Source organism: Streptomyces bikiniensis (assembly GCF_000716625.1).
Lineage (GTDB): Bacteria > Actinomycetota > Actinomycetes > Streptomycetales > Streptomycetaceae > Streptomyces > Streptomyces bikiniensis.
This window is the reverse complement of the sequence record NZ_JNXJ01000060.1, coordinates 1-23,600: the sequence shown is the minus strand read 5'-3', so window position 1 is coordinate 23,600 and position 23,600 is coordinate 1. Positions and strand designations below refer to the sequence as shown.

The following is a 23,600-nucleotide window of genomic DNA, read 5'->3' as shown; positions in this document are numbered from 1 at the left end:
TGTCCGTTCCCTGTCCCTCGCCGTCCGAATGCGTTCGTATACGGGCCGACGACGAGCCGCGGGAGAGGTGGGCAGCATGACGACGGCGACGACCGACGAACGGACCCTGGAGGAGTTGCAGCGGGACCACGGCCCCGCGCTGCTCTCCTTCCTGCTCGGCCTCACCTACGGGGACCGGCAGCGGGCCGAGGACCTCGCCCAGGAGACCCTCGTACGGGCCTGGCAGCACCCGGAGGCCTTCGACAGTCCCTACGACTCCATGCGCCCCTGGCTCTTCACCGTGGCCCGCCGCCTCGCCATCGACGCGCGCCGCTCGCGCCTCGCCCGGCCCGCCGAAATCGGCGACGGCGTCCTCGCCGTGACGCCCGACCCCGCCGACGCCACCGCCTCCGCCGAGGCCGCGCTCGACGTGCGGGCGGCCGTCCGGGGGCTGAGCCCCGAACACCGGGCGGTGCTCGTCCGGCTGTACTTCCACGGCCTCACCGTCAACGAGGCCGCCGTGGAGCTGGGCATCCCCGCCGGGACCGTCAAGTCCCGCTCCCACTACGCCCTGCGGCAGCTGGGCCGGTCGCTGCCCGGCTACCGGCCGCGCCGGAGCCTCGCGGGGGCGGCGGGGCGCTGATCCCGGCCCCGGGCCGCCTCCGCCGTCCCCCGCGTCACCCCCGGCGACCGGAATCCCACCCGTACCGATCCGGCCGGAGAACGTATCCGAAACCGCTCGGGCGAGTTGAGCAAAGCGGGACCCGCGGGCGCCCCGCACGGAGGAGGCTCTTCCCCGGGCCCCGTCGTCCGGGCCCCTCACACGGCCCCGCACGCGCGGTCATGTCCGGGAGAAGGTGGGAGCGTTGCTGCCCGAGAGCACGAACGGCACCGGCGGCACGAGCGGCGGCGGCCTGGCCGTCCCGATGGCCTGGCTGTGCGCCGAGTACCTGGCCGACGAGGTTCTGCGGGCCGCCGCGCTCGTCGCGCCCGGCTCGCTGGAGTACCGGGCGGGCCTCCGGGCCCTGGCCCTCACCGTCCACCTCGCGGAGGACCCGGACCGGCCGCCCGCCGGCCGGATCGACGAGTGGCTGCGGCACACGGCGTACGACCGCCCCTGGCCGCCCTGGGTCGAGGAGCGGCTCGCCGGGCGGCAGGCGGCCGGCGGCGGGGGGCCCGACCTGGCGCTCGCGGAGACCGCGTGGCGGCGGCTGCGGGACACCTGGATCCTCGCCGCCGACCTCGACGGCCGGGCGGACGCCGACCCGGGGTGCCCGGTCGACGAGGGCGAGCAGATCTGGCTGCCCGCCTGGAAGCTGGGCCTGCCGCTCGCGCACCTCTCGCTCCACCTGCGCTGACCGGGACGCCCGGCCGGAGCTCAAGGACGGGGCTCACGGCCGGGACTCACGGGGCCGAAGGGTGCACCCCCGGGCGGTACTTGGGTATCCGTACCGTCACCTTCATCCCGGCGCCGACGCCCGTCTCGATGACGAGGCCGTACTCCGTCCCGTACACCTGGCGCAGCCGCTCGTCCACGTTGGAGAGGCCGATGCCGGCGCCCGCCGGGTGCTCCCCGCGCAGGACGGCGCGCAGCAGCTCCGGGTCCATGCCGATGCCGTCGTCCTCGACGGTCACCACGGCCTCGGCGCCCGCGTCCCGGGCGGCGATGACGACCCGGCAGCCCTTCTCCCGGTCCTGGAGGCCGTGTTTGACCGCGTTCTCCACCAGCGGCTGGAGGCAGAGGAACGGCAGGGTCACCGGCAGCACCTCGGGCGCGATCTGGAGCGTCACCTTGAGCCGGTCGCCGAAGCGCGCGCCCGCGAGCGCCAAGTACTGCTCGATGGAGCGCAGTTCGTCGGCGAGCTGGGCGAACTCGCCGTGCCTGCGGAAGGAGTAGCGGGTGAAGTCCGCGAACTCCAGGAGGAGTTCCCTGGCCCGCTCGGGGTCGGTGCGGACGAAGGAGGCGATGGCGGCGAGGGAGTTGAAGATGAAGTGCGGGGAGATCTGGGCGCGCAGGGCCTTGATCTCGGCCTCCACGATCCGGGTGCGGGAGCGGTCGAGCTCGGCCAGTTCGAGCTGGACGGAGACCCAGCGGGCCACCTCGGTCGCGGCCCGCACCAGGACGGCCGACTCCCGCGAGCCGTAGGCGACGAGCGCGCCGAGGACGCCGTCCTCGCCGGTGAGCGGGGCGATCACCGCCCAGCGCAGCGGGCAGGCCGGGTCGGCGCAGCCGGAGTCGGCGGAGCGGCTGCGGCCGGTCTCCAGGGTCTCGGCGGCCTGGGCGGGGACGTGCGCGCGGTGGTGGTCCTCGCCGGGTCCGTCCCAGGCGAGGACCGCGCCCCGGTCGGTGAGGCAGAGCGCCTCGGTGCCGAGCAGCGAGCGGAGTGTGCGGGCGGCCCTGCGGGCGGTCTCCTCGGTGAGTCCGGCGCGCAGCGGGGGCGCGGCGAGCGAGGCGGTGTGCAGGGTGTGGAAGGTGGCCCGCTCGACGGGCGTGCCGAGGTCGGGGTCGGCGTCCCGGCCCCCGCGCCGGGCGGCGAACCGGCCGAGGACGAAGCCCGCGGCGAGCAGCACGGCCCCGGCCGCGGCCGCGGCGGCGAGGGCGATGCCGCTCATCGGCGCACCTCCGAAGGGGCGTCCGGGCGGGTCTCCTGGGCGGGGACGGCCCCCGTGATCTCCTCCGGGAGGTGCAGGCGGGCGAGGAGCGCCGGTGTGCCGGGCGGGATCCGACGGGGGGTGGCGAGGGAGACCAGGACCATGGTGAGGAAGCCGAGCGGGACCGACCAGACGGCGGGCCAGGCCATCAGCGTGTGCGGCCAGCCGCCGGGCGCGAGCCCGGCCCGGGTGGCCATGACGGCGGCGAGGGCGGAGCCGCCGCCGAGCAGGAGCCCGGCCATCGCGCCGGGCGGGGTGAGCCGCCGCCACCAGATGCCGAGGACGAGCAGCGGACAGAAGGAGGAGGCGGAGACCGCGAAGGCGAGGCCGACGGCGTCGGCGACCGGCACCTTGGAGGCGACCACCCCGACGCCGAGCGGGACGGCGGTGGCGAGCAGGGTCGCGAGCCGGAAGTGCCGGACGCCCCGGGAGGGGAGCACGTCCTGGGTGAGGACCCCGGCGACGGACATGGTGAGCCCGGAGGCGGTGGAGAGGAAGGCGGCGAAGGCGCCGCCCGCGAGGAGCGCCCCGAGCAGGTCGCCGGGGAGCCCGCCGAGGATCCGGTCGGGCAGGACGAGGACGGCGGCGTCGGCGGAGCCGGTGAGGGCCAGTTCGGGGGCGTAGACCCGGCCGAGGAAGCCGTAGAGCGGCGGCAGGAGGTAGAAGGCGCCGACGAGCCCGAGGACGACGAGGGTGGTGCGGCGGGCGGCGCGGCCGTGCGGGCTGGTGTAGAAGCGGACGGCGACGTGCGGCAGGCCCATGGTGCCGAGGAAGGTCGCGAGGATCAGTCCGTACGTGGCGTACAGCTGGTGTCCGTCGCGTCCGCCGGCCAGCGGCTGGGACCAGCCGAGGGGGTCGGTGCCGCCGGCCATCCGCTCGGGGAGCTTCGCGCCCGGCTCGAAGGCGAGCGTGGTGCCGGCCAGGACGTGGTGGGTGCCGGGGCCGAGGGTGACGGTCCGTCCGGTGTACGGGGCGGAGTCGACGCGGCCGGTGACGGTGGCGGTCAGCGGGGCGTCGAGCCCGATGCGCACCGTGTCGGCGACCCGGACGACGGTGTGGTCGCGCAGCACGGCGGGGGCGTCGAAGCGGGCGCGGGGCGCCCCGTCCCCGTGCCAGGCGGCGAGCAGGAAGAGGGCGGGCACGAGCAGGGCGGTCAGCTTCAGCCAGTACTGGAAGGCCTGGACGAAGGTGATGCTGCGCATCCCGCCGGCGGCGACCGTCCCCGTGACCACGAGGGCGACGAGGAGGCCGCCGACCCAGTCGGGGGCGCCGGTGAGGATCTCCAGGGTGAGCCCGGCGCCCTGGAGCTGCGGCAGCAGGTACAGCCAGCCGATGCCGACGACGAAGAGGCTGGCGAGCCGCCGGGCGCGCCGGGATTCGAGGCGGGCCTCGGCGAAGTCGGAGAGGGTGTACGCACCGGAGCGGCGCAGCGGGGCGGCGACGAGGACGAGCAGGACGAGGTACCCGGCGGTGTAGCCGACCGGGTACCAGAGCATGGCGGGGCCCTGGACGAGGACGAGTCCGGCGATGCCGAGGAAGGAGGCGGCGGAGAGGTACTCGCCGCTGATGGCGGCGGCGTTGAGGCCCGGCCGGACGGTCCGCGAGGCGACGTAGAAGTCGGAGGTGGTGCGGGAGATCCGCAGGCCGAGGGCGCCGATGAGGACGGTGGCGAGGACGACGGCGGTGACGGCGACGACGGCGTGGGTCCGGTTCATGCGGGCGTCCGTGCGGAGGGGGTCATCGTTCGACGAGGCCGGTGAAGTCGCGTTCGTTGCGCTCGGCGCGGCGGACGTACCAGTGGGCGATGCCCCAGACGACCGGGTGGACGCCGACGCCGAGGGCGAGCCAGACCAGGGCCTCGGGGGCGGGCAGCGCGAGGACGAGCGGCAGGGAGCCGACCAGCAGGGCGAGCGCGCCGAGGGCGGTGAGGGCGGCGCGGAGCTGGCTGCGCATCAGGGAGCGGACGTAGGTGTGCCCGAGGGTGGTCTGCTCGTCGATCTCGGAGCGGGCCGGGGGGTGGGCGGGGGGCCGCCCGGCGGGGCCCGGGGCTCCGGCGGCGCCGTGGGCGGAGGCGTAGGTGACGGTCTCGCGCCGGGGTCTGCGCGGCGGGTGGTGCTCGGACATCGGCGTCCGCTCCGGCATCTCTGGACTTCGGGTGGTTCTCGCGGGCTCTTCCGCGGTGGTGCGCGGGCGGCGCGGCCCGGGACGCGTGGAGTCTACGCAGCGGGGTCGTACGGCGGTAGGCCTGCGGCGGCGGAGGTGCGGGCGGGCGCGTGCGTACGCGGGTCAGCCGCCGGCCCGGCGCATCAGGAGGTCCCGGAGCTGGCGGGCGTGGCGGCGGCTGACGGCGAGGTCGGTGTCGCCGATCCGTACGGAGGTGGCGCCGCCGTCGAGCCGCAGTTCGTCGATCCGGGCGAGGGCCACGAGGTGGCTGCGGTGGATGCGGACGAAGCCCCGGTCCGCCCAGCGCTCCTCCAGGGCGGAGAGCGGGATGCGGACGAGGTGGCTGCCCCGGTCGGTGTGGAGGCGGGCGTAGTCGCCGTGGGCCTCGACGTAGGCGATGTCGTCGACGGGGACGAAGCGGGTGACGCCGCCGAGTTCGACGGGGATCTGCTCGGGCGCGGCGGCGGGGGCGGCCGTGGCGTGGACCAGCTCGTGGACGCGGCGGACGGCCTCCGCGAGCCGTTCGCGGCGCACCGGCTTGAGGACGTAGTCGACGGCCTTCAGGTCGAAGGCCTGGAGGGCGAAGCCCTCGTGCGCGGTGACGAAGACGACGAGCGGGGGGCGGGCGAAGCCGGCGAGCAGCCGGGCGACGTCGAGGCCGGTGAGGCCGGGCATGTGGATGTCGAGGAAGACGACGTCGACGGCGTCCTCGCCGTCGGGCCCCGACTCCAGGGCGCGGCCGATCCTGCGCAGCGCCGCCGTCGCGTCGCCCGCGCCCTCGGCGGTGCGGACGCGCGGGTCGGCGCGCAGCAGGTAGAGCAGTTCCCCGAGGGCGGGCTCCTCGTCGTCGACGGCCAGTGCGCGCAGCATGCGGCGGAGTCTAGGGCCTGTCCGGCGGGGGGTGTCGTGGCCCGGGGGCGCCGGTCTCCGGCGGGGGGGCGCCCCGGGGGCGTCACGCCCCCGCGTCGTCGTCCCCCGGCGGGTCGAGGAGGTCGAGTTCGGCGGTGAGGGCGGCGGCGAGGGCGTCGAGGTCGGGGACGGCCGCGCCGTCGGCCACGAGGCCGATGTGGACCCGGCCGCCGTACGGGGACATGGCGACGGCGAGGGACTGGCCCCGGGCGAGCGGCGCCATGGGGAAGAGGGCGCGCAGCGGGGCGCCGCCGAGGGAGAGCGCGGAGCGGGGCAGCGGGACCTGGGTGACCAGGAGGTCGAAGAGGAGGCGGGCGGCGCCGGAGGCGAAGGGGGCGCCGAAGCGGTGGGCGAGCGGCGGGAGCTGGTCGGCGAGGAGGGCGACGGCCCCGGCGCCCCGGAAGGGGCCCGCCGCCTTGTTGCGGTCCATGGCGCGCCGGACGGCGGTGAGCCGGGCGGCCGGGTCGGGTTCGGTGACGGGCAGGTCGAGGAGGTAGCCGGAGAGGCTGTTGCCGGGGCCGGGCGGGGCGCCGGGGCGGCGGCGCGAGACGGGGACGAGGGCCCGGGGGTCGGCGTCGGGCAGCGGCAGTCCGCGCTCGTCGAACCAGCGTCGGAGGGCTCCGGCGACGACGGCCAGGAGGACGTCGTTGGCGGTGCCGCCGGTGGTGCGGCGGACGCGGTGGACCCGCTCCAGGGAGAGGGTCGCGGTGGCGATCCGGCGGGTGCCGCTGGAGTGGGCGGCCAGGGCGGCGGTGGGGCGTCCGTCGAGGCGGCTGGCGCGGACGACGGAGGCGCCGACCTCGACGGCCCGGCCGAGGTCGCCGAGGCGGTCCCGGGCGAGGTCGAGGAGGCGTCCGGGACCGGGGAGCCCGGGAAACCCGGAGAGCGGGGGACGCGGGGGCACGGGGCGGGAGCGGCGCGCGGGGCGGTGGCCGGCGGCGATCTCGTCGAAGATCCCGGCGCCGATGGCGACGGCCCGCATGCCGTCGGCGAGGGCGTGGTGGAGTTTGACGAGGACGGCGAAGGAGCCGTCGGGGGCGCCGCTGAGCAGGTACATCTCCCAGGGCGGCAGGCCCCGCTCGACGGGTCGCTCCATGAGTTCGGCGGCGAGCCGGGCGGTCTCGGCGGGGAAGTCGGCGCCGGGGAGGGTGATCTCGCGGACGTGGCGGCGCACGTCGAAGTCGGGGTCGGCGCTCCAGGCGGCGCCGCCGACGGGGATGAGGACGTCGCGGACGCGCATCCGGAGCCGGGGGACGGCGGCGGCGCGGCGGGCGAGGAGGTCCAGGACGTCGGCCGGCTCCTCGCCGGGCGCGGCGGGCAGCGGGCCGAAGTGGGCGAGGGCACCGAGGTGCAGGGGGTGGGCGGTGGATTCCAGGTGCCAGAAGGCCAGGTCCAGCGGGGCCAGGAGCTCGGTGGTCACGGGTGTCCTCACGTCCTGCGCGGAGGGGTGGAAGACCGCAGTCAATCGCGCACCGACAGTTACGGTCAAGTACGGTCAGTTAACGCTCCGTAAATACCCTCGGTCGCGTGCGTCGGGGCCCCTCGCGGGCTCCCGGGGCGCCGCTCCCTCCCCCTCCCCGGGCCGCCCTCAGGTCTCCGTCGGCGGGCTCTCCGCGGGGACGCTCTCCACGACGAACTCGCACCACACGCACTTGCCGCCGCCCCGCGACTCCACCCCCCACGCGTCGGAGAGCTGGTCGACCAGGAGCAGTCCCCGGCCGGACACGCCCGCCTCGCCGGCCTCGCGGCGCCGGGGCAGGGCGCTGGAGCGGTCCTCGACCTCCACCCGCAGCCGCCGCGTGGGCCCGGGGAGGACCCGTAGGGTCACGATCGCCCCGCCGTCGGTGTGCATCAGGGCGTTGGTCATCAGCTCGTCGGCGACCAGCTCGATCTCGTCCGCCCGCTCCCCCGCGCCCCAGGCCCGGACCGCCGCCCTGATCATGTGGCGGGCGGAGCTGAGCGCCTCCGGGTCGCTCTGGGCCACGTGCTGCTGGAACCGGCCGGCGCCGGGGGCGGCGTAGGTGCCGTGGCGGCGCAGCAGCAGGATCGCGACGTCGTCCTCGCCGCCCCGCTCGGCGACCACGTCGCACAGGTGGTCGGCGAGCTCCTGGAGGTCGGCGGGACCGCGCCGGACGAGGGAGGAGAGCCACTGGAGGCCCTCGTCGAGGTCGGCGCCCGGCTTCTCCACGAGGCCGTCGGTGTAGAGCAGCAGGGTCTGTCCGGGGTCCAGTTCGAGGGTGGTGACCGGGTAGTCGAGGCGTCCGAACTCCGCGGAGAGCCCCAGCGGCAGGCCGCCCTCGACCGGCAGTCTGCGGCAGCGGCCGTCGGACTCCCGGATCAGCGGGTCGACGTGGCCGGCCCGGACCAGCTGGACGACCCCGGTGCGGAGGTCGACCTCGGCGTACGTGCAGGTGGCGAAGCGCTCGGTGTCGAGTTCGTGGAGGAAGACGGAGGCCCGCGCCATCACCGTGGCCGGGGTGTGGCCCTCGGCGGCGTAGGCGCGCAGCACGATCCGGAGCTGGCCCATGACGGCCGCGGCGTGGGTGTCGTGGCCCTGCACGTCGCCGATGACGGCGCCGACCCGGCCGCCGGGCAGCGCGATGACGTCGTACCAGTCGCCGCCGATGTCCCGGCCGAGCCGGGCGGAGCGGTAGCGGACGGCCGTCTGGGCGCCGGGCACCTCCGGGATCCGGCGCGGCAGCATGGCCTGCTGGAGCCCTTCGGCGAGGTCGTGCTCCTGCTCGTACAGCATGGCCCGCTGGAGGCTCTGGGCGATGCTGCTGCTGAGGGCCACGAGCAGGGTCCGCTCGTCCTCGCTGAAGCCGGTCCGGTCGCTGTAGAGCAGTCCGAGCGCGCCGATCGGGCGGGCCTGGGCGATGAGCGGGAGGTAGGCGGCGGCGGTGACGCCGAGTCCGCTGATGTGCGGCCAGAGGACCGGGTAGGAGTCGGAGAAGTCCCGCGGCGAGTCGATGAACCGGGGGCGCAGGGTGCGGATCACCTCGCTCATCGGGTACGGCTCGTCCACCCGGGTGAAGCGGGTGCCGGGCACGAAGGCGCCCTCGGGGCCCTCGGCCACCAGGTGGATGCGGCCCGCCTCCAGGAGGCCCATGACGAGGCTGGCGGCGCCGAAGTGTTCGAGGGCCTGGGAGTCGTCGAGGAGGTCGATGACGTCCTTGACGGTCCGGGCGTGGGCGAGGGCGGCCGTGGTGCCCTCGACGACGCCGGCGCGCTTGCGGCGCCCCTCGTCGAGGCCGAGCCGGGCGGCGGACTCGGTGAGTTCGTGGGTGGCGTCGCGCAGGACGCCGACGATCCGCACGGGGCGGCCGGTGGGGTCGCGGTGGACGATGCCCTGGGTGTGGGTCCACTGGTGGGCGCCGTCGCGGCGGCGGATGCGGAAGTACGCGCCGTACTGGTCGCTGCCGTCCTTGAGCGCCTGCGCCACCAGGGCGTCGAGGCGGCTGCCCTCGTCCGGGAGCACCCGTGAGCCCAGGGACTCCGGGCGTCCGTCGTACTCCTCGCGGTCCAGGTCGAAGACGGCGAGGGCGGCGTCGTCCATCTCCATCGTCCCGGCGGGCAGGTCCCAGTCGAAGCCGCCCATGCGGAAGGCCGAGCCGTACTCGGACAGGATCGGCGCCCCGGGCGGCGGCCCGCCGGGGGGTCCGTCCTGCGCACGGCGGGCCGGGCCGCTCGTCTGCCCGCTCCCGTTGCCCGTGCTCATGGGGCCACGCTAGGCGCAGCCCCGCCCGTACGCACCACGAAGATCCGCTCCACTTGTCAGGCTCACCCCTCGAAGGCCTCGAAGGTGTCGGGCTGGTCCGGCACCGGCTCGGGCGGGAAGAGCTCCTCGGGCGGCAGCTCCCCGTCCGGTGGGACGGGCGGCTCGGCGGAGGGGTCGGGGAGGGGTTCGGTGTCGGGGTCGGTGTACGGGTCGGGGGCCGGTTCCGTGTACGGGTCGGGGTCCGTCGGGGCGTCGGGGGCCGGCGGGTCCTGCGGCGGCACGGGCTCCGGCGGGGCGGAGCGGTCGGGGGTGCTGGGGGCGGGCACGGCCGGGCCGGAGGCGTCCGGGTCGGGCGTGCCGGAGCCGTCCAGGGTGCACGCGTCCGGGTCGCAGGACGGCTCCACGGCGGGCTTGCGGTCCTCCTCGCCGTCGCTGCCGGTCCGGCGCTCGATCCAGCTGCGGTCGGTGGCGTTCACGATGACCAGGCTGGTGACGACGGTGCCGGTCGGGCGGACGACGACCACGTGGTCGGGGTCGAAGGCGTCCCAGGGGACGCCCACGTAGACGCCGCCCCGGTCCGCGGCGGGGGCGCGGAGCGGGTTGCCGCCGGCGCAGCGGACGCGCGGGGAGCCGTACTGGTCGACGAGGACGGCCGTACCGGTCTGCAGGACGGCCTGGTGGGCGGCGGCCCGGCCACCGCGGTAGCCGTGGCCGGTGACGCGGGTGTCCACGCGCAGGGCGACCGGGGTGAGGCCGCGCAGCCAGTCGGCGACGCCGGCCTCGGGGATGCCGGCGGCCTCGGCGAAGGCGCGCGCCTTCTTCGGGTCCCCGGTGAGGAGGGAGGCCTGCCGTTCGACGTCGCAGCTGCCGACGGCGCGGGTGCCGCCGTAGAGGCCCGGGGTGGAGCCGGTGACCTCGCGGGCCCGCTGCCCCTCGGGGGGCCGGGGCGGGTCGGAGGGGCGGGCGGTGTTGCGGACGGTGGAGGCGGTGAAGGGGTCGGGCCCCGGGGCTGCGGCCGCCTGGAGGAGGACGTCCTGGGCGGGTGCCGCGACGGGCCGCCCCGCGCTCCCGGCACCGGTGCCGCCGGAGGAGCAGCCGGCGAGCAGCAGGACGGAGGCGAACGCGGCCCCGGCGAGGCGGACGCCGTCGCGAGGAGCGATCGCGCCGCCGGGGGGAGGGACGGGGGTGGGGGTGGGGTTTCGCCGCGTCCGGCGAAGGGGTGAGCGCACCTGGTACTCCCGACTTTCTCTCCCCCGGGCCCGGGGCCCGGTTCCGGCCAAGTCCCTCTTGTCTCCTCATGTCTGTCGCAGCGCGGGGGCACGCGCAAGCGGAGGGGGGCCGACCGGGTCGCCCGCCGGAGCACGCCACTTGAACACGTTCAACAGAAGCCGTACGCTCGAACCATCACTTGAACGCGTTCAAACGGGGGTGGTGGCATGACCGCGCTGTCGATCCTGGTGGCATCGGTCGTGACGATCGGGATGTTCTGGGTGGTCCCTACGGGGCTCTCGCTCCTCGACGGCCCCAGGCCCCCCGGCCTGGACCGGCTCCGGCGCCTCTGGCCGCTGCTCGCCGTCCCCGGGGCGCTCTCCCTCTGGCTGCCCCGCTCCGGCCTCTCGGCCGGCCTCGCCGCCGTCTACGCCCTCGCCGCCCTGGCGCTCGCGTGCCAGGCGCCGGCCCGGCTGATGCTGACCCGCTCGCTCCGGCCCCGGGAGGTCGCCGTCCTGACCGCCCTGGCCTCGCCCTCGGTCGCGGGCCTCGCGCTCGTCGCGGAGCGGGCCTCGTACCCGCTCTTCGGCTTCGACCTGGACGTCCTCGCGCTCACCGTCCCGCACTTCCACTTCGCGGGCTTCGCCGCCGCCCTGGTCGCCGGTCTCGTCTGCCGCGCCTCCGAGGACGGCCCCACCGCCCGCTTCGCCGCGCTCAGCGTCCCCGCCGGCACCCTGCTCGTCCTGATCGGCTACTTCGTCGACGACTGGGCCGAGCTGGCCGGCGCCGTCGTCCTCACCGCCGGCATGGCGGCGGTCGCCGTCCTGACCCTGCGCGAGCGCCGCGAGCTCGCGGCCGACCGCCCCGCCCGCACCCTGCTCGCCGTCTCGGCCCTGGTCCTCGCCGCCACCATGCTGCTCGCCCTGGACTGGGCACTCGGCGAGGCCACCGGCCTCCCGCACCCCGACCTGACCTGGATGGCCGCGACCCACGGCCTGGGCAACGCCCTCGGCTTCGCCGTCTGCGCCCTCCTCGCCCGCCGCCGCCTGCACGCCGACGGCGCCCCCGGCCCGACCACACCCGCCCGCCCGCGAACGGAGACCCCGGCATGACCCGCCTCCTGAAGGACCTCGCCCGGCCCGACCGCCACCGCCCCGGCCCGACCTACCGCGAGGTCGGCGCCACCCGCACCCCCGACGCGCTCCCCGAGGGCTACCACCATCTGCGGTACGGCACGGTCGTCGGCCACGGCCGGGCCGCCTTCACGACGGCCGGCACCGCCGTCACCACCTGGCGGATGCACCGCCGCTCCGGCGCGGGCCTCCTGGCCGACGCCGACCGCGCGGGCCCCGGCGTCCGCGTGGAGGTGTCGGCGGGCGTCGGACGGCTCCGGATCGCCGTCCCCTGCGCGGTGATCTGGACGGCGTACGAGAAGGACCGCACCGGCTTCGCGTACGGCACCCTCGCCGGCCATCCCGAATGCGGCGAGGAGTCCTTCCTCGTGACGCTCGAACCGGACGGCGCCGTCCGGTTCGCGGTCACCGCCTTCAGTCGTCCCGCCGTCTGGTACACCCGGCTCGCGGGGCCCCTGGTCCCGCTCCTCCAGCGCGCGTACGCCCGCCGACTCGCCCGGACCCTGCGGCGCCTCGTCAGGACGTGACCCCGGCCCGATACTGGAGGCGATGGAGTGGTTCACGGCACCCGACCTCTGGCTGAGCCGGATCGTCTTCCAGCGCGGCCTGGCCGGGCTCTACTTCGTGGCGTTCCTGTCGGCCGCCCTCCAGTTCCGGGCGCTGATCGGGGAGCACGGGATGCTCCCGGTGCCGGAGTACGTGCGCCGGACCCGGCCGCGCCACACGCCCTCGCTCTTCCACTGGCGCTACTCCGACCGCCTGTTCGCCGCGGTCTCCTGGACCGGCGCCGCCCTGGCGCTCGCCCTGGTGGCGGGCGCCGGGGACGCCGTGCCGCTGCCGGTGTCGATGCTCCTGTGGCTGGTGCTCTGGGCGCTCTACCTGTCGATCGTGAACGTGGGCCAGACCTGGTACGCCTTCGGCTGGGAGTCGCTGCTCCTGGAGGCCGGGTTCCTGGCGGTCCTCCTCGGCAACGACGACACGGCCCCGCCCCTCCTGGTGCTCCTGCTGCTGCGCTGGCTGCTCTTCCGGGTGGAGTTCGGGGCCGGGCTCATCAAGATCCGCGGCGACCGCTGCTGGCGGGACCTGACCTGTCTCTGCCACCACCACGAGACCCAGCCGATGCCCGGACCGCTGAGCTGGTTCTTCCACCACCTCCCCCGTCCGCTGCACAAGGTGGAGGCGGCGGCCAACCACGTCGTCCAGCTCGTCGTGCCGTTCTTCCTCTTCGCCCCGCAGCCGGTGGCCACGGTGGCGGCCGGCCTGATGGTGGTCACCCAGCTGTGGCTGGTGCTCTCGGGCAACTTCGCCTGGCTGAACTGGATCACCATCGTGCTCGCCCTCTCCGCCGTGGACGCCTCCCCTCTCACCGGCGACCGCCCGCTGCCGGACCCGCCGCTCTGGTACGTCGTCCTGGTCGTCGCGGTGACCGCCCTCGTCCTGGTCCGCAGCCACCGCCCGGTGCGCAACCTGCTCTCCCGGCACCAGGCCATGAACCGCTCGTACGACCCGTTCCACCTGGTCAACAGCTACGGCGCGTTCGGCACGGTCGGCCGGGTCCGGGACGAGATCGTGGTCGAGGGCACCGACGACCCGGCGCCGCACGAGGGCACCGTCTGGCGCGAGTACGGCTTCAGGGGCAAGCCGGGCGACCCGCGCCGGCTGCCGCGCCAGTTCGCCCCGTACCACCTGCGGCTCGACTGGCTGATGTGGTTCGCGGCGCTCTCCCCCGGGTACGCGCGCGCGTGGTTCGGGCCCTTCGTGGAACGGCTGCTCGACGGCGACCGGGACACCCTGCGGCTGCTCGCCCACAACCCGTTCCCGGACGCGCCGCCGGTTCACGTCCGCGCCCGGCTGTACCGGTACCGCTACACGACCTGGCGCGAGCTGCGCGCGACCGGGGCGTGGTGGCACCGGACCCTGCTGCGCGAGTACCTGCCGCCGACCCGGCTGCGGAAGCCCGTCGGCGAGCCCTGAGGGGGTCCAGACGTGCCGGTGCCCCGGCCGGGGGTTCGGCCGGGGCACCGGGGGGCATCACTCCGGGGCGTCGGCTCAGTCGATGCCCGGCAGGATGTGGGGCTCGGCGAGGTCCTCCTCGTAGCCCGCGAGCCGGATCGGGGCCGAGCGGGCCCAGACTTCCAGGCTTCCCAGCTCGCCCTTCCGGCGCGGCCGCTCGGTGGATTCGGTCGGTCGCGGTTCCTGCTTGGTCAGTTCGGGTGTCACCGCGCACTCCTTAGTGTCGCGCTACCTGTAGGACAAGTGCCGTGCGGTCGCGGTGGCGCCGTTCGTCGGGCGGGATCGCGGCCTTGGTGGCGGGCCAGTCCCTGGCCGGCCGTGAGGAAGGTGTGTCTCCTCGGTGGCCGACCGTGGACATCAGAGTAACCAAATGAGCGCGCCCGCGCTCTACCGGGCTCGGAAGTGTGACGCGTTCGGGTGAAACAAGCCGAAAGAGCGCCCCACCTGGCCGATGGGGCGCTCTTGCCGAAAAGGGGTGGCGACCTCCCGGCTACCAGTTGCCGGGGGCGTAGTCCTTGAGGAACACGCCGTACAGGTCCTCGCCCGCCTCGCCGCGGACGACCGGGTCGTAGACCCGGGCCGCGCCGTCGACCAGGTCGAGCGGGGCGTGGAACCCCTCCTCCGCGAGGCGCAGCTTGTCGAAGTGCGGACGCTCGTCGGTGATCCAGCCGGTGTCGACGGAGGTCATCAGGATGCCGTCGGTCTGGAACATCTCCTGGGCGCTGGTCCGCGTCACCATGTTCATCGCGGCCTTCGCCGCGTTGGTGTTCGGGTGCCCCGCGCCCTTGTAGCCGCGGCCGAAGACGCCCTCCATCGCGGAGACGTTCACGACGTAGGAGCGCCCGCTGGCCGCCTTGCGCGCGGCCTCGGCCATCACCGGCCGCAACTTGCTGATCAGGATGAACGGCGCCGTGTAGTTGCACAGCTGCGTCTCCAGGAGCTCCACCGGGGAGATCTGGTCGATGCTCTGCACCCAGGTGTTGGTCTCGACCACGTCCGGCAGCAGGCCTCCCGCGTCGATGGCGGTGCCGTCGAGGTGCCGGGCGATGCTGGCGTTGCCCGCGACCAGGGCGAGGTCCGCGACCTTCTGGGCCTCCAGGCCGCTCGTGCCGAGCGGCAGCGCGGCGATGCCGTCCACCGCGCCCGAGTTGAAGGCGCCGATGACGTCGTGGGCGGGCAGCTCGCCGGCGGGCAGCGGGGCGCTCTCGCCCTCGACCAGGGCGGCGTACGCGGAGGGCAGCCGGCGCACGGTCTGGGTCGCGTTGTTGATGAGGACGTCCAGCGGACCGGCCTCGGTCATCCGGTCCGCGAGGGCCACGGCCTGGGCCGGGTCGCGCAGGTCGATGCCGACGACCTCCAGGCGGTGCAGCCAGTCCGCGGAGTCCTCCATCGCCTTGAAGCGGCGGATGGCGTCCTTGGGGAAGCGGGTGGTGATCGTGGTGTGGGCGCCGTCGCGCAGCAGCCGCAGCGCGATGTACATGCCGATCTTGGCGCGGCCGCCGGTGAGCAGCGCGCGCTTGCCGGTGAGGTCGGCGCGGGCCTCCCGCTTGGCGCGGTTCTCGGCGGCGCACGGCTGGCAGAGCTGGTGGTAGAAGTAGTCGACCTCCACGAACCGCGTCTTGCAGACGTAGCAGGAGCGGGGGCGCTGGAGGATGCCCGCGATCCGGCCCTCCTCGGTGACGGAGGTGGGCAGGATGCCCTCGGTCTCGTCGTCGATGCGCTGCGCGGAGCCGGTGGCCGTGGCCTCGGTGACCGCCTTGTCGTTGGCGGTCTTGGCGGCCCGGCGCTCCTGGCGGCGGCGCTGCTTCACGGTCCGGTAGATCCCGGCGGTGGCCCGGCGGACGCGGATCGCGTCCGGGTGGTCTATCTCCAGTTCGTCGAGCTCGTCGAGGACGGCGAGGCAGACGGCCAGGCGCTCGGGGTCGATGCCCGGCCCGTAGTCCTGGTTTTCTTGGGTCACCGTCATGGCCTTCGGGTTCCTCGTTCGCTCGTGCGTCGCCGCTCTCGGAGTTTCGCCGCCCCCGGGCTCTCGCCTGCGCGGGCTTTCGAAAGGGGGAGTTTACGGAGCGGGGGGCCGCGCCTCCAAACCCGTTCGGGGGGCGTGGTCGAAGACACAGTCGCCGCACAGTCCGCCGCCGGGACAGCGGTAGTGGAGGCAGCAGCTGGCGCGGCGCAGCCGGGGGCCGCGGACCGTGCCGGCGAGGTCGGGGTGGTCGAGGAGCTCGGCGACCAGGGCGGCGGCCCGGTCGGCCGCGTCGGGCCTGCCGTGGGCGCGGGCCCAGCGGGTCAGTTCGCGCAGGGCGCCGGCGAGGGCGGAGCCGGCGTTGCCCCAGAGCAGCCGGGGCGATATCCGGCCGTCGCGGCGCAGGGCCGCGTGGAGCGGGACGAGGTGGGCCTCCTGGACGGCCGCGCGGAGGTCGGCCGCGGTGGCGGGGCGGGTCGCCGAGCCGGCCCACCACAGGTCATCGGGCGAGGTCAGGGCCCCGTCCCAGGACAGTTCGGCGGGGTCGAGGCCGGGGAAGCGGCCGTAGAGGGCGGCGGGGCCGAGGGCGGTGGACCAGAGGCGGGCCGCGAGCCCCAGGTGGGCGACGGAGGCGCCGACCCGCCGCTCGGGGGCCCCGAGCCGGGCGGCGACCCGGTCCACGCGCGCGGTGAGGGGGCCGTCCTCCCCCGCGTAGATCCGGGCGAGCGGCAGGTGGGCACCGCCGGTCTCCGGCGGGGCGGTCCGCAGGGCGAAGAACCCGCCCACCGATCCGCTCTCGACGAGGTCCATCCGGCCCCACGCTCCTGTCCCGCACCGTCGTCCGTTCCCGGTTCCCGAATCCCGGGCCGGCGCCCACGGTAGCGCCCCCGCCGGAGGCCGGAGGACCGGTTCGCACCGGTTCCGGCCTGCGGCCCGTACACCTGTGGACGTACGCGGAAGGCCCGTACTGCGGAAGGGGTACGCGCGAAGGGGTCCTCCGGTACGACGACGCGAACCGCCGGAGAGGAGGATCGTGGAAGGCATGAGTCCACTCGCGCTGTCCGTCGTCCTGGCCTTGGTCTCCGCGGTGGCCTACGCGGCCGCGGCGATCGTCCAGGAGCGGGTCGCGGCCTCCGCGGCCGGCCCGCGCTACGCACCGCTGCGCCGTCCGGCCTGGTGGGGGGCGGTGGTGCTCAACGGCGTCGGGGCGGCCCTGCACGTCGCCGCCCTCGCGTACGGACCGCTCAGCCTGGTCCAGCCGCTGGGCGCGCTCACGATCGTGTTCGCCCTGCCCATGGCGGCGCTCTTCGTCGGCCGCGGGGCCGGGCGGCGGGCCCGGCACGGCGCCCTCATGGCCACGGCGGGCCTGGCGGGCCTGCTGAGCCTGACGACCGGCACCGACGCGCGGGCCCTGGGCGACGGGGACCGGTGGCTGCTCACGGGCACCGCCTTCGGCGCGGTGGGGCTGCTCTTCGCGGGCGCGCACCTGGTGGGCCGGCCGGCGCTGCGCAGCGTCCTCCTGGCGACGGCGGCGGGCGTCTCCTTCGGCGCCGCGTCGGTGTTCACCAAGGCGGTGGCCGGGGAGTGGACGGCGCGGGCGCCGCTGGCCGAGTGGACGGCGCTCCTGGTCCTGTCGGCGTTCGCCGTGGGCGGGCTGCTGCTCTCCCAGGCCTCGTACCGGGGCGCGGGGCTCGCCGCCCCGCTCGCCACCCTCACGGTGGTCAATCCGGTGGTCGCCGCGGCGGTGGGCGTGACGCTGTTCGGCGAGGGCTTCCGCTACGGCGCGGCGGGCGCCGTGGCCGCGCTGCTGTGCGGGGCGGTCGCCGCGGGCGGTCTGGTGGAGCTCACGCTCGACCGGATGACGCCCGCGCCGGAGTCCCCGGCCCCTCCCGCCAAGCCGGCTCGCGGGAGGGGGAAGGGGCCGAGGGGGTCAGACGGAGACGCCGCGGGCCCTGAGATAGGCCAGGGGGTCGATGTCGGAGCCGTATCCGGGGCCCGTGCGGACCTCGAAGTGGAGGTGCGGTCCCGAGCTGTTGCCGGTCGATCCTGAGCGGGCGATGCGCTGCCCGGCCGTCACCCGCTGGCCCTCGCGGACGGTGAGGGCGGAGAGGTGCGCGTACTGGCTGTAGCGGCCGTCGTCGTGGCGGAGCACGATCTGGTAGCCGTACGCGCCCGCCCAGCCGGCCGAGACGATCCGGCCGCCGGCCACGGCCTTGACGGAGGTGCCGGTGGGGACGGGGAAGTCGACGCCGGTGTGGTAGCCGCTGGACCAGGAGGAGCCGGGCTTGCCGTAACGGGTGCCGATGCCGGCGGAGACGGGAGCGGAGTAGCTGACCTGCGGCGCGGCGGCGGCCGGGCGCGGCTTGGCGGCGGGCTTGGTCGCGGGCTTGGCGACGGCGGGCTTGGGGGCCGGTTTCGCGGCCGGCCCGGCGGCGGTCTTGGCCGCGGGTCTGGTGGCGGGTTTCGCGGCCGGTGCGGTCGTCGGCCTGGCGGCGGGCCGGGGGGCGGCGGCCTTGGGGGGCGTCGACGGCGGGGCGGTCCTGGCGGGAGCGGGGGCCTTCCCGACCGCCCCCGTCTTCCCGGCCTGCCCGGCCTTGTCCGGCTGTCCGGCCTTCTGTCCCTGCCCGGTCCCGCTCGGCTGGGCGGGCTTCTTGGGGGCGGCGATGCGCAGGGTGAGGCGCTGGCCGGGGAGGATGAGGTCGGGGTCGTCGCCGACGACGGGCCGGTTCGCCTCGTACAGCCGCTGCCAGCCGCCCCGTACGTTCTCCTCGCGGGCGATCTTCGACAGGGAGTCGCCGGGGGTCACGGTGTACATCTCGCGCACGGTGGGCACGGTGGTCGGGCTCGCGCTCCGGGCCGGGCGTTCCGATAAGGCGCGCTGTCCGGGCAGGGAGGCCGTGCGCGGCTGGTTCCCGCCGGACGGCTCGGCCTCGGCGGCCCGGGTGGAGGCCTCGGGGGCCTCACCGCCCCGGGCGAGGCCCGCGCGGGGGCCGCAGGACGGCCAGGCGCCGGGGCCCTGCCCCTTCAGGACGCGCTCGGCGATCAGGATCTGCTGGTCCCTGGAGGCGAGGTCGGCGCGCGGCGCGTAGTGCGTGCCGCCGTACTCCTCCCAGGTGGACTGGGTGAACTGGAGGCCGCCGAAGTAGCCGTTCCCCGTGTTGATGTGCCAGTTGGAGGAGGATTCGCAGGCCGCGACCTTCTCCCAGACGTTCAGCGAGGCGGCCTGCACCGTGCCCGCGCCCATCAGCGGCAGCGCCATTCCGGCGCCTCCCGCCGTGATGGTGAGCGAGGCGCGGTTGACGCGGCTCGGCTGGTGACGGCGGTGACGTCCGCGTACGGCCATGGGCCCCCCTAGAACACAGCGACAGCCGCCAAGTTAGGGGTGGCGCACGCTCCGTGACAAGCGGTTCACGGAATCCCGGCCGTCTTCCGTCACCTCCACGCGGGCGCGGGGCCTCCGCCGGCGGGTCCCGGCTGGGGCTGGGGCTCGGGTTCCGGCACGGGTCCGCCGGGCTGCGGGGCGGGACCGGGGCCGGGGTCCGGAGGGGACGGGACCGGGCTGGGATCCGGCGGGGGCACGGGGTTCGGGCCGGGTACGGGGGGCGGGATGGGCGACGGGGGCAGCGGGTCGGGGTGGGGGTGGGTCATCACGGACCTCTCGCTCGTCGGGTCGGTCGCTTCCCAGGGTGGCGCGGCGGGGCTCCCGGCGCCCGTCGGACCGGCCCTTCGGGTCAGTCCCGGCCGGCCGCTCCCGCCGCCTCCGCGGCCGCCGCGAGTCCGGGACGGGGACTGGACAGGACGGGCAGGGGGGTGGAGGTCCGCTCGGCGGCGTCGGCCATGGAGGCCTGGGCGAGGACGACGGCACCGCCCTCCGTGACGGGCGCCCGGTCCACGGCCGCCGCGACGGCGTCGAGGTACCCCTCCCGGTCCCCCGCCTCGAACCGTTCCCAGGCCCCTTCCACCACCACGGTGGTCACGCGGGGGGCGTGCGCCCCCGATGCCTTCGCCTCCTCCGCGAGGAGGTCGGTCGTGGGCTCCAGGGTGGAACGCAGGGCGGCGACGACGAGGACGCGGTCGTACCGGGCGGCCTCGGCGGCCATCGGCCGGTCCACCCGGAGGACGGGCACGCCGAGGGAGGCCGCGGCGCGCTCGGCCGCCCCGCCGAGGGTGGAGCAGGTGCAGAGCACGGCGTGGACGCCGTCCGCGACGGCCCCCGCGAGGACGGCGGCCACGGGCCCGGCGACGGCCCCGGGGCCCGCCTCCCGGGCCCGTACGAGCAGCTCCTCGTGGACGAGGTGCCGCAGGACGAGCCCGGGGTGGTGCCGGTCGCGCAGGGCGTCGAAGACGGGGACGTGGACCGGCGAGGTGTGCAGCAGGGCCAGGGTGCCGGCGGGGTTCACCACAGATCGGGGGTGGACCTGAGCTGCTCCTTCGCCGCGCGGACCACCTCGTCGGACGGTACGGGCGCTTCGTCGGGGTGGCGTTCGGCCCACTTCGCGGCGTACGAGCAGAGGGGGACGACGGGGACGCAAACTCTGGCGATTCAACAGTTCGAGGGACTGGTGTGCGCAAGGTTGACGGGGGGCGTGGCGGGGGCGCCCTCCTCGAACGCCTCCAGGCGTCCGTTCGCCCGGTCGTCACGGATCAGCGGATCGGCCATGCGCGTGTCGTCCTTCCTCGGGCCGGCTCCGGCCCGCCGGGATCGTCCTCAGCCGCGGGCGGGCACGGCGTGCGGGGGGCGCACCGTGTCGGTGCCGGGGACGGGCGCGGACGCGTCGGCCCCCAGCTCCACGATGCGGTTCTCCCCGTCGACGTGCACGACGCGCGGCACGAAGCCCCGCGCCTCCGCGTCCTCCATCTGCGCGTAACTGATGAGGATGACCAGGTCGCCGGGGTGCACGAGGTGCGCGGCGGCGCCGTTGATCCCGATGACGCCGGAGCCCCGCTCGCCCTCGATGACGTACGTCTCCAGACGGGCGCCGTTGTCGATGTCGACGATGTGCACCAGCTCCCCCGGGAGCAGGTCGGCGGCCTCCATCAACTCCGCGTCGACGGTGACCGAACCGACGTAGTGCAGGTCGGCCTGGGTGACGGTGGCGCGGTGGATCTTGGATTTGAACAGAGTGCGCAGCACTTGGGACTCCTCCGAGACGGCTCCCTGCCTGCTTCCTGCAGGTCAAGGGCGGTCTCGACTCTACACCGGGATGCACCGAACGATGTTTGTGAGGAACATCGCTCCAGCAAGGCGATACGGGTTCCCGCCTGGGCTTTCGCGCCGCCATCGACGCTTGTCCAGGCGATCCTCTGGGAACGCCCGACGACGCGTGCTGACCGAATGCCGACTTACCTGATGAGCCGTCACCCAGGTCGGAGACCTTCCCGACCGAGCGTGCGGGGGCTACGTCCCGTCCTTCCCCCTCAGGGCACTGCCAGGACAATCTTCCCGAGTGCCTGGTGAGAAGCGAGCCTCCGCACGGTCTTGAAGGCGGTGCGGAAGTCGTATCCGCTGTCGATCAGCGGCTGCAGCCGTCGAGGAGAGCGGGCGCGAGTGCGCTCACCGCCCCGGAGGGGACGGCACCGAGCTTCTCGGGCCGGGAGAAACCTAAGGACACCCCACGGACACGTAGGTGCCGGTACGACAGGACGTCCAGGTCGACGGCGGACCCGGCCCGGCCCAGGCGGCCGCCTCCCCCCGGCCCGGTCCGGTCCGTCCGTCGGCGTGGCGTCGGCGGGCGGCAGGGTCAGCGGAGCAGGGCGACCGCCGCGTGGTGGCCGTCCGGGACGGCCACGTCGGCGAGGTACCAGCCCGGAGGCGCGGCCGGGACCGGGCCCGCCCCGACGTACTCCGCCGCGGGGTCGGCGCCGAGTCCGACCCCGAGCCCCTTCAGGTACGCCTCCTTCCGCGTCCACACGCGGGCGAACGCGTCCGGCACGCGCGCCTCGGCCAGTGCGGTCAGTTCGGCGGCCTCCGCCGGGTGCAGCACCTCGGCGGCCTCGGTCACCAGGTGGGGCGGCGGGACCCGCTCGATGTCCACGCCCACCGGCCCCGCGGCGACGGCGATCAGGCTCAGGCCCTCGCAGTGCGAGAGCGAGAAGTGCAGCCGGCCGTCCGGCAGGACGGGCCGGCCGTGCGCCTCGCCGCAGCAGGGGCACGGCGCCCGTTCCATGGTCACGCTGCGGGGCGCGACCCCGAGGTGGGCACCGAGCAGCCGGCGCAGGCCGACGTGGGCGCACAGGTAGGTGGCGCGGTCGCCGGGCCGCCGGAACTCCTCGGCGCGGGCCAGCTCGGCCGCGTCGAGCACGAGGGAGGCGTACCGGGCCGCGGTGTCCTGGTGCGCGTCGGTGGCGACCAGCCAGAGCTGGGGCCGCAGAGGGCGGACCCCCGGCGGCCGGGGCAGTGCCGCGGGCAGCGGCGGGAGCGCGGCCGGACGGAGGAGGACGGGCCCGGACTCGTACAGCTCGGGCGGGGGTGCGGGGATCAGGGGAATCATGTCTGCCTCACACGGACGTGACGGTGGACTCCGGAGCGGTACGGATCCGGTCGGGGGTGCTCCGGCCCGGGGCCTTCCCGGGCGCGGCGCGCAGCGCGACGGCGGCGGCGATCGGCGACACCAGGGCGACACCGGCGCAGAGCAGCCAGGTGCCGGTCACCCCGAGGTGCAGGGAGACCGGGGTGAACAGGGCCAGGGACAGGGGCGCGGCCCCGATCCCGGAGAGCGCGAAGGTCGACATCGCCGCACCCATCTTCCCTTCTGGTACGGCTTGTTGATAGGCCGTCACCAGGGCCGGACCGTTGAGCCCCGAGAGCAGGCCGACGGCGGCCGCGGTCCCGGCGAGGACGCCCGGCGAGGGGACGAGCGCCATGGCGCCCGTGCCGGCGGCCAGGCCGACGCCCGTCAGCACGAGCTTCACGGGCGCCGGAACGCGGTGCGCGAGGGCGGCGCCCAGGGCCGCGGAGGCGAGGGCCCCCGTGCTGAAGGCGGCGAGGACGACGGCGACCGCGCCCACGCCCCAGCCGTTCTCCGCGGCGCGCAGCGGCAGGGCCACCTCGGCCGGCCACAGGAACGCCAGGTCCATCGCGAAGCAGGCCACGAACATCCACCGCAGGCGCGGGTGGGCCGCGAGGAGCCGGAAGCCGTCGCCGGAGCGGCGCAGCAGCGAGGGTCCCTGGGCGGCCGGCTCCGGCCGGGGCACGCCCCGGGTGACGTGGGCGGCGCAGACCAGCCACAGGACGCAGCCGGCCGCGGCCGCGCCCATGGCGACCGGCAGGCCGCCGACCACCACCAGCCAGGCGCCGAGCGGCGAGCCGGCGATCGGCGCGAGCCGCAGCACCATCGAGAAGAGGGAGTTGGCGCGGCCGAGGTGCTCCTTGGACGCCAGGTACGGCAGGAGGACGCCGGCGGCCGGGCCGGTGAGTCCGAGGAGGATGCCGTCGGCGAGGGCGATGACGACCAGCGGCCACAGGGTGTGGGTGGTGGCCGTGACGACCGCGCCGGCCGCGAGGACGAGGACCCGGACGCTGGTGGCGCGCAGCAGCAGGGCGCGGGGGCCCAGGACATCGGTGAGGGCGCCGCCGAAGAGGAGCAGGAGGGCGCGCGGCAGGGTGGCGGCGAGCGTGACGGCGGTGACGGCGCCACGGCCGCCGAGCTCCACGGCGGTCCAGCTCATGGCGATGAGGAGGGCGAAACCGCCGGCCTGGACGGCGGCTTGGCCGGTGACGAGGCTGCCGAGACGGCGCCAGTCGATGCCGGGTGCGGTCGGGTCAGTGGTGGGCGCGGCCATGGGGTCGGCTTCCTGTGCGGTGGTGGTCCTGTCTCTTATACACATCTGACGCTGCCGACGACTCCTTACGTGGAGATCT

At 75.7% G+C, this 23,600-nt stretch carries 21 protein-coding genes and 1 pseudogene; 6 read left to right on the top strand and 16 right to left on the bottom strand.

Annotated features, from left to right (window positions below; translation table 11 throughout):
• Window positions 1-76: 76 nt before the first annotated feature.
• A complete protein-coding gene (locus OO47_RS30695; protein WP_030219929.1) occupies window positions 77-622 on the top strand; it encodes a sigma-70 family RNA polymerase sigma factor in 546 nt (181 codons plus the stop codon).
• A 223-nt stretch (window positions 623-845) separates the two neighbouring features.
• On the top strand, window positions 846-1,337 hold the full coding sequence (locus tag OO47_RS30690) for a hypothetical protein (protein WP_033210903.1): 492 nt from the start codon (window positions 846-848) through the stop codon (window positions 1,335-1,337).
• A gap of 46 nt (window positions 1,338-1,383) precedes the next feature.
• Here the strand turns inward: OO47_RS30690 and OO47_RS30685 are convergent, their stop codons facing one another.
• The 7 genes from OO47_RS30685 to OO47_RS30655 all read right to left on the bottom strand — a co-directional run bounded on the left by OO47_RS30685 (window position 1,384) and on the right by OO47_RS30655 (window position 10,650).
• The gene (locus OO47_RS30685; RefSeq protein ID WP_030219935.1) at window positions 1,384-2,592 is read right to left on the bottom strand and encodes a histidine kinase; all 1,209 of its coding nucleotides are present in this window, start codon (window positions 2,590-2,592) and stop codon (window positions 1,384-1,386) included.
• Window positions 2,589-4,346 carry a sodium/solute symporter gene (locus OO47_RS30680; RefSeq protein ID WP_030219936.1) on the bottom strand — a complete coding sequence of 586 codons (1,758 nt, stop codon included), beginning with the start codon at window positions 4,344-4,346 and terminating at the stop codon, window positions 2,589-2,591. Before OO47_RS30680 ends, OO47_RS30685 begins: the two co-directional genes overlap by 4 nt.
• A gap of 22 nt (window positions 4,347-4,368) precedes the next feature.
• Window positions 4,369-4,755, bottom strand: a complete 387-nt coding sequence (locus tag OO47_RS30675; RefSeq protein ID WP_030219938.1) for a DUF485 domain-containing protein — start codon at window positions 4,753-4,755, stop codon at window positions 4,369-4,371.
• Window positions 4,756-4,917: 162 nt separating this feature from the next.
• Complete coding sequence (locus OO47_RS30670; protein WP_030219940.1) at window positions 4,918-5,664, bottom strand: LytR/AlgR family response regulator transcription factor; 747 nt, start codon at window positions 5,662-5,664, stop codon at window positions 4,918-4,920.
• Between the two features lie 82 nt (window positions 5,665-5,746).
• Entirely contained in the window at window positions 5,747-7,123 is a 1,377-nt protein-coding gene (locus OO47_RS30665; RefSeq protein ID WP_030219943.1) for a wax ester/triacylglycerol synthase family O-acyltransferase, read from the bottom strand.
• A 168-nt stretch (window positions 7,124-7,291) separates the two neighbouring features.
• Entirely contained in the window at window positions 7,292-9,421 is a 2,130-nt protein-coding gene (locus tag OO47_RS30660; RefSeq protein WP_033210900.1) for a SpoIIE family protein phosphatase, read from the bottom strand.
• Window positions 9,422-9,483: 62 nt separating this feature from the next.
• Window positions 9,484-10,650: a DUF6777 domain-containing protein gene (locus OO47_RS30655; protein ID WP_234323353.1), complete on the bottom strand. Its 1,167-nt coding sequence runs from the start codon at window positions 10,648-10,650 to the stop codon at window positions 9,484-9,486.
• A gap of 216 nt (window positions 10,651-10,866) precedes the next feature.
• Here OO47_RS30655 and OO47_RS30650 point away from each other — a divergent pair, with 216 nt between their 5' ends.
• The 3 genes from OO47_RS30650 to OO47_RS30640 are packed head-to-tail and all read left to right on the top strand — an operon-like array spanning window position 10,867 to window position 13,737.
• A complete protein-coding gene (locus OO47_RS30650; protein WP_030219948.1) occupies window positions 10,867-11,742 on the top strand; it encodes a YndJ family protein in 876 nt (291 codons plus the stop codon).
• Entirely contained in the window at window positions 11,739-12,290 is a 552-nt protein-coding gene (locus tag OO47_RS30645) for a DUF1990 family protein (protein ID WP_030219951.1), read from the top strand. Before OO47_RS30650 ends, OO47_RS30645 begins: the two co-directional genes overlap by 4 nt.
• Before the next feature lie 22 nt (window positions 12,291-12,312).
• Window positions 12,313-13,737, top strand: coding sequence for a lipase maturation factor family protein (locus tag OO47_RS30640; RefSeq protein WP_030219955.1), 1,425 nt, complete (start codon window positions 12,313-12,315; stop codon window positions 13,735-13,737).
• Window positions 13,738-13,812: 75 nt separating this feature from the next.
• Here the strand turns inward: OO47_RS30640 and OO47_RS37470 are convergent, their stop codons facing one another.
• From OO47_RS37470 to OO47_RS30630, 3 genes are all read right to left on the bottom strand, one after another.
• Window positions 13,813-13,983, bottom strand: coding sequence for a hypothetical protein (locus OO47_RS37470; protein ID WP_163013712.1), 171 nt, complete (start codon window positions 13,981-13,983; stop codon window positions 13,813-13,815).
• Window positions 13,984-14,266: 283 nt separating this feature from the next.
• Window positions 14,267-15,742 (bottom strand): SDR family NAD(P)-dependent oxidoreductase, encoded by a 1,476-nt coding sequence (locus OO47_RS30635; protein WP_030219958.1) that lies wholly within the window; start codon window positions 15,740-15,742, stop codon window positions 14,267-14,269.
• Window positions 15,743-15,835: 93 nt separating this feature from the next.
• Window positions 15,836-16,549, bottom strand: a complete 714-nt coding sequence (locus OO47_RS30630) for a (2Fe-2S)-binding protein (RefSeq protein WP_030219961.1) — start codon at window positions 16,547-16,549, stop codon at window positions 15,836-15,838.
• 232 nt (window positions 16,550-16,781) lie between these two features.
• Between OO47_RS30630 and OO47_RS36600 the strand changes: the two genes are divergently transcribed.
• A complete protein-coding gene (locus OO47_RS36600) occupies window positions 16,782-17,789 on the top strand; it encodes a DMT family transporter (RefSeq protein WP_033210898.1) in 1,008 nt (335 codons plus the stop codon).
• On the opposite strand, the gene OO47_RS34280 is transcribed toward OO47_RS36600, so the two are convergent.
• The 6 genes and pseudogenes from OO47_RS34280 to OO47_RS30605 form a co-directional block, all read right to left on the bottom strand.
• A complete protein-coding gene (locus OO47_RS34280) occupies window positions 17,670-19,082 on the bottom strand; it encodes a transglycosylase family protein (RefSeq protein ID WP_030219970.1) in 1,413 nt (470 codons plus the stop codon). The genes OO47_RS36600 and OO47_RS34280 overlap by 120 nt on opposite strands.
• 388 nt (window positions 19,083-19,470) lie before the next feature.
• Window positions 19,471-20,142, bottom strand: coding sequence for an aspartate/glutamate racemase family protein (locus OO47_RS30620; protein WP_234323352.1), 672 nt, complete (start codon window positions 20,140-20,142; stop codon window positions 19,471-19,473).
• A pseudogene (locus OO47_RS38260) lies at window positions 20,136-20,267 on the bottom strand (GNAT family N-acetyltransferase); the annotation flags it as partial. The pseudogene OO47_RS38260 and the gene OO47_RS30620, both read right to left, overlap by 7 nt.
• 180 nt (window positions 20,268-20,447) lie before the next feature.
• Complete coding sequence (gene panD, locus OO47_RS30615; RefSeq protein WP_030219978.1) at window positions 20,448-20,873, bottom strand: aspartate 1-decarboxylase; 426 nt, start codon at window positions 20,871-20,873, stop codon at window positions 20,448-20,450.
• A gap of 607 nt (window positions 20,874-21,480) precedes the next feature.
• Entirely contained in the window at window positions 21,481-22,230 is a 750-nt protein-coding gene (locus OO47_RS30610; protein ID WP_030219981.1) for a 4'-phosphopantetheinyl transferase family protein, read from the bottom strand.
• 7 nt (window positions 22,231-22,237) lie between these two features.
• The gene (locus OO47_RS30605) at window positions 22,238-23,521 is read right to left on the bottom strand and encodes an MFS transporter (protein WP_030219983.1); all 1,284 of its coding nucleotides are present in this window, start codon (window positions 23,519-23,521) and stop codon (window positions 22,238-22,240) included.
• Window positions 23,522-23,600: the final 79 nt, after the last annotated feature.

Excerpts from the sequence above, each read along its gene's own strand:
- OO47_RS30610 (WP_030219981.1), bottom strand. The coding sequence starts at position 22,230 with ATGATTCCCCTGATCCCCGCACCCCCGCCCGAGCTGTACGAGTCCGGG.
- OO47_RS30645 (WP_030219951.1), top strand. The coding sequence starts at position 11,739 with ATGACCCGCCTCCTGAAGGACCTCGCCCGGCCCGACCGCCACCGCCCC.
- OO47_RS30685 (WP_030219935.1), bottom strand. The coding sequence starts at position 2,592 with ATGAGCGGCATCGCCCTCGCCGCCGCGGCCGCGGCCGGGGCCGTGCTG.
- OO47_RS30680 (WP_030219936.1), bottom strand. The coding sequence starts at position 4,346 with ATGAACCGGACCCACGCCGTCGTCGCCGTCACCGCCGTCGTCCTCGCC.
- OO47_RS34280 (WP_030219970.1), bottom strand. The coding sequence starts at position 19,082 with ATGGCCGTACGCGGACGTCACCGCCGTCACCAGCCGAGCCGCGTCAAC.
- OO47_RS30660 (WP_033210900.1), bottom strand. The coding sequence starts at position 9,421 with ATGAGCACGGGCAACGGGAGCGGGCAGACGAGCGGCCCGGCCCGCCGT.
- OO47_RS30695 (WP_030219929.1), top strand. The coding sequence starts at position 77 with ATGACGACGGCGACGACCGACGAACGGACCCTGGAGGAGTTGCAGCGG.
- OO47_RS30670 (WP_030219940.1), bottom strand. The coding sequence starts at position 5,664 with ATGCTGCGCGCACTGGCCGTCGACGACGAGGAGCCCGCCCTCGGGGAA.
- OO47_RS30640 (WP_030219955.1), top strand. The coding sequence starts at position 12,313 with ATGGAGTGGTTCACGGCACCCGACCTCTGGCTGAGCCGGATCGTCTTC.
- OO47_RS36600 (WP_033210898.1), top strand. The coding sequence starts at position 16,782 with ATGAGTCCACTCGCGCTGTCCGTCGTCCTGGCCTTGGTCTCCGCGGTG.
- OO47_RS30605 (WP_030219983.1), bottom strand. The coding sequence starts at position 23,521 with ATGGCCGCGCCCACCACTGACCCGACCGCACCCGGCATCGACTGGCGC.
- OO47_RS30630 (WP_030219961.1), bottom strand. The coding sequence starts at position 16,549 with ATGGACCTCGTCGAGAGCGGATCGGTGGGCGGGTTCTTCGCCCTGCGG.
- OO47_RS30635 (WP_030219958.1), bottom strand. The coding sequence starts at position 15,742 with ATGACGGTGACCCAAGAAAACCAGGACTACGGGCCGGGCATCGACCCC.
- OO47_RS30675 (WP_030219938.1), bottom strand. The coding sequence starts at position 4,755 with ATGTCCGAGCACCACCCGCCGCGCAGACCCCGGCGCGAGACCGTCACC.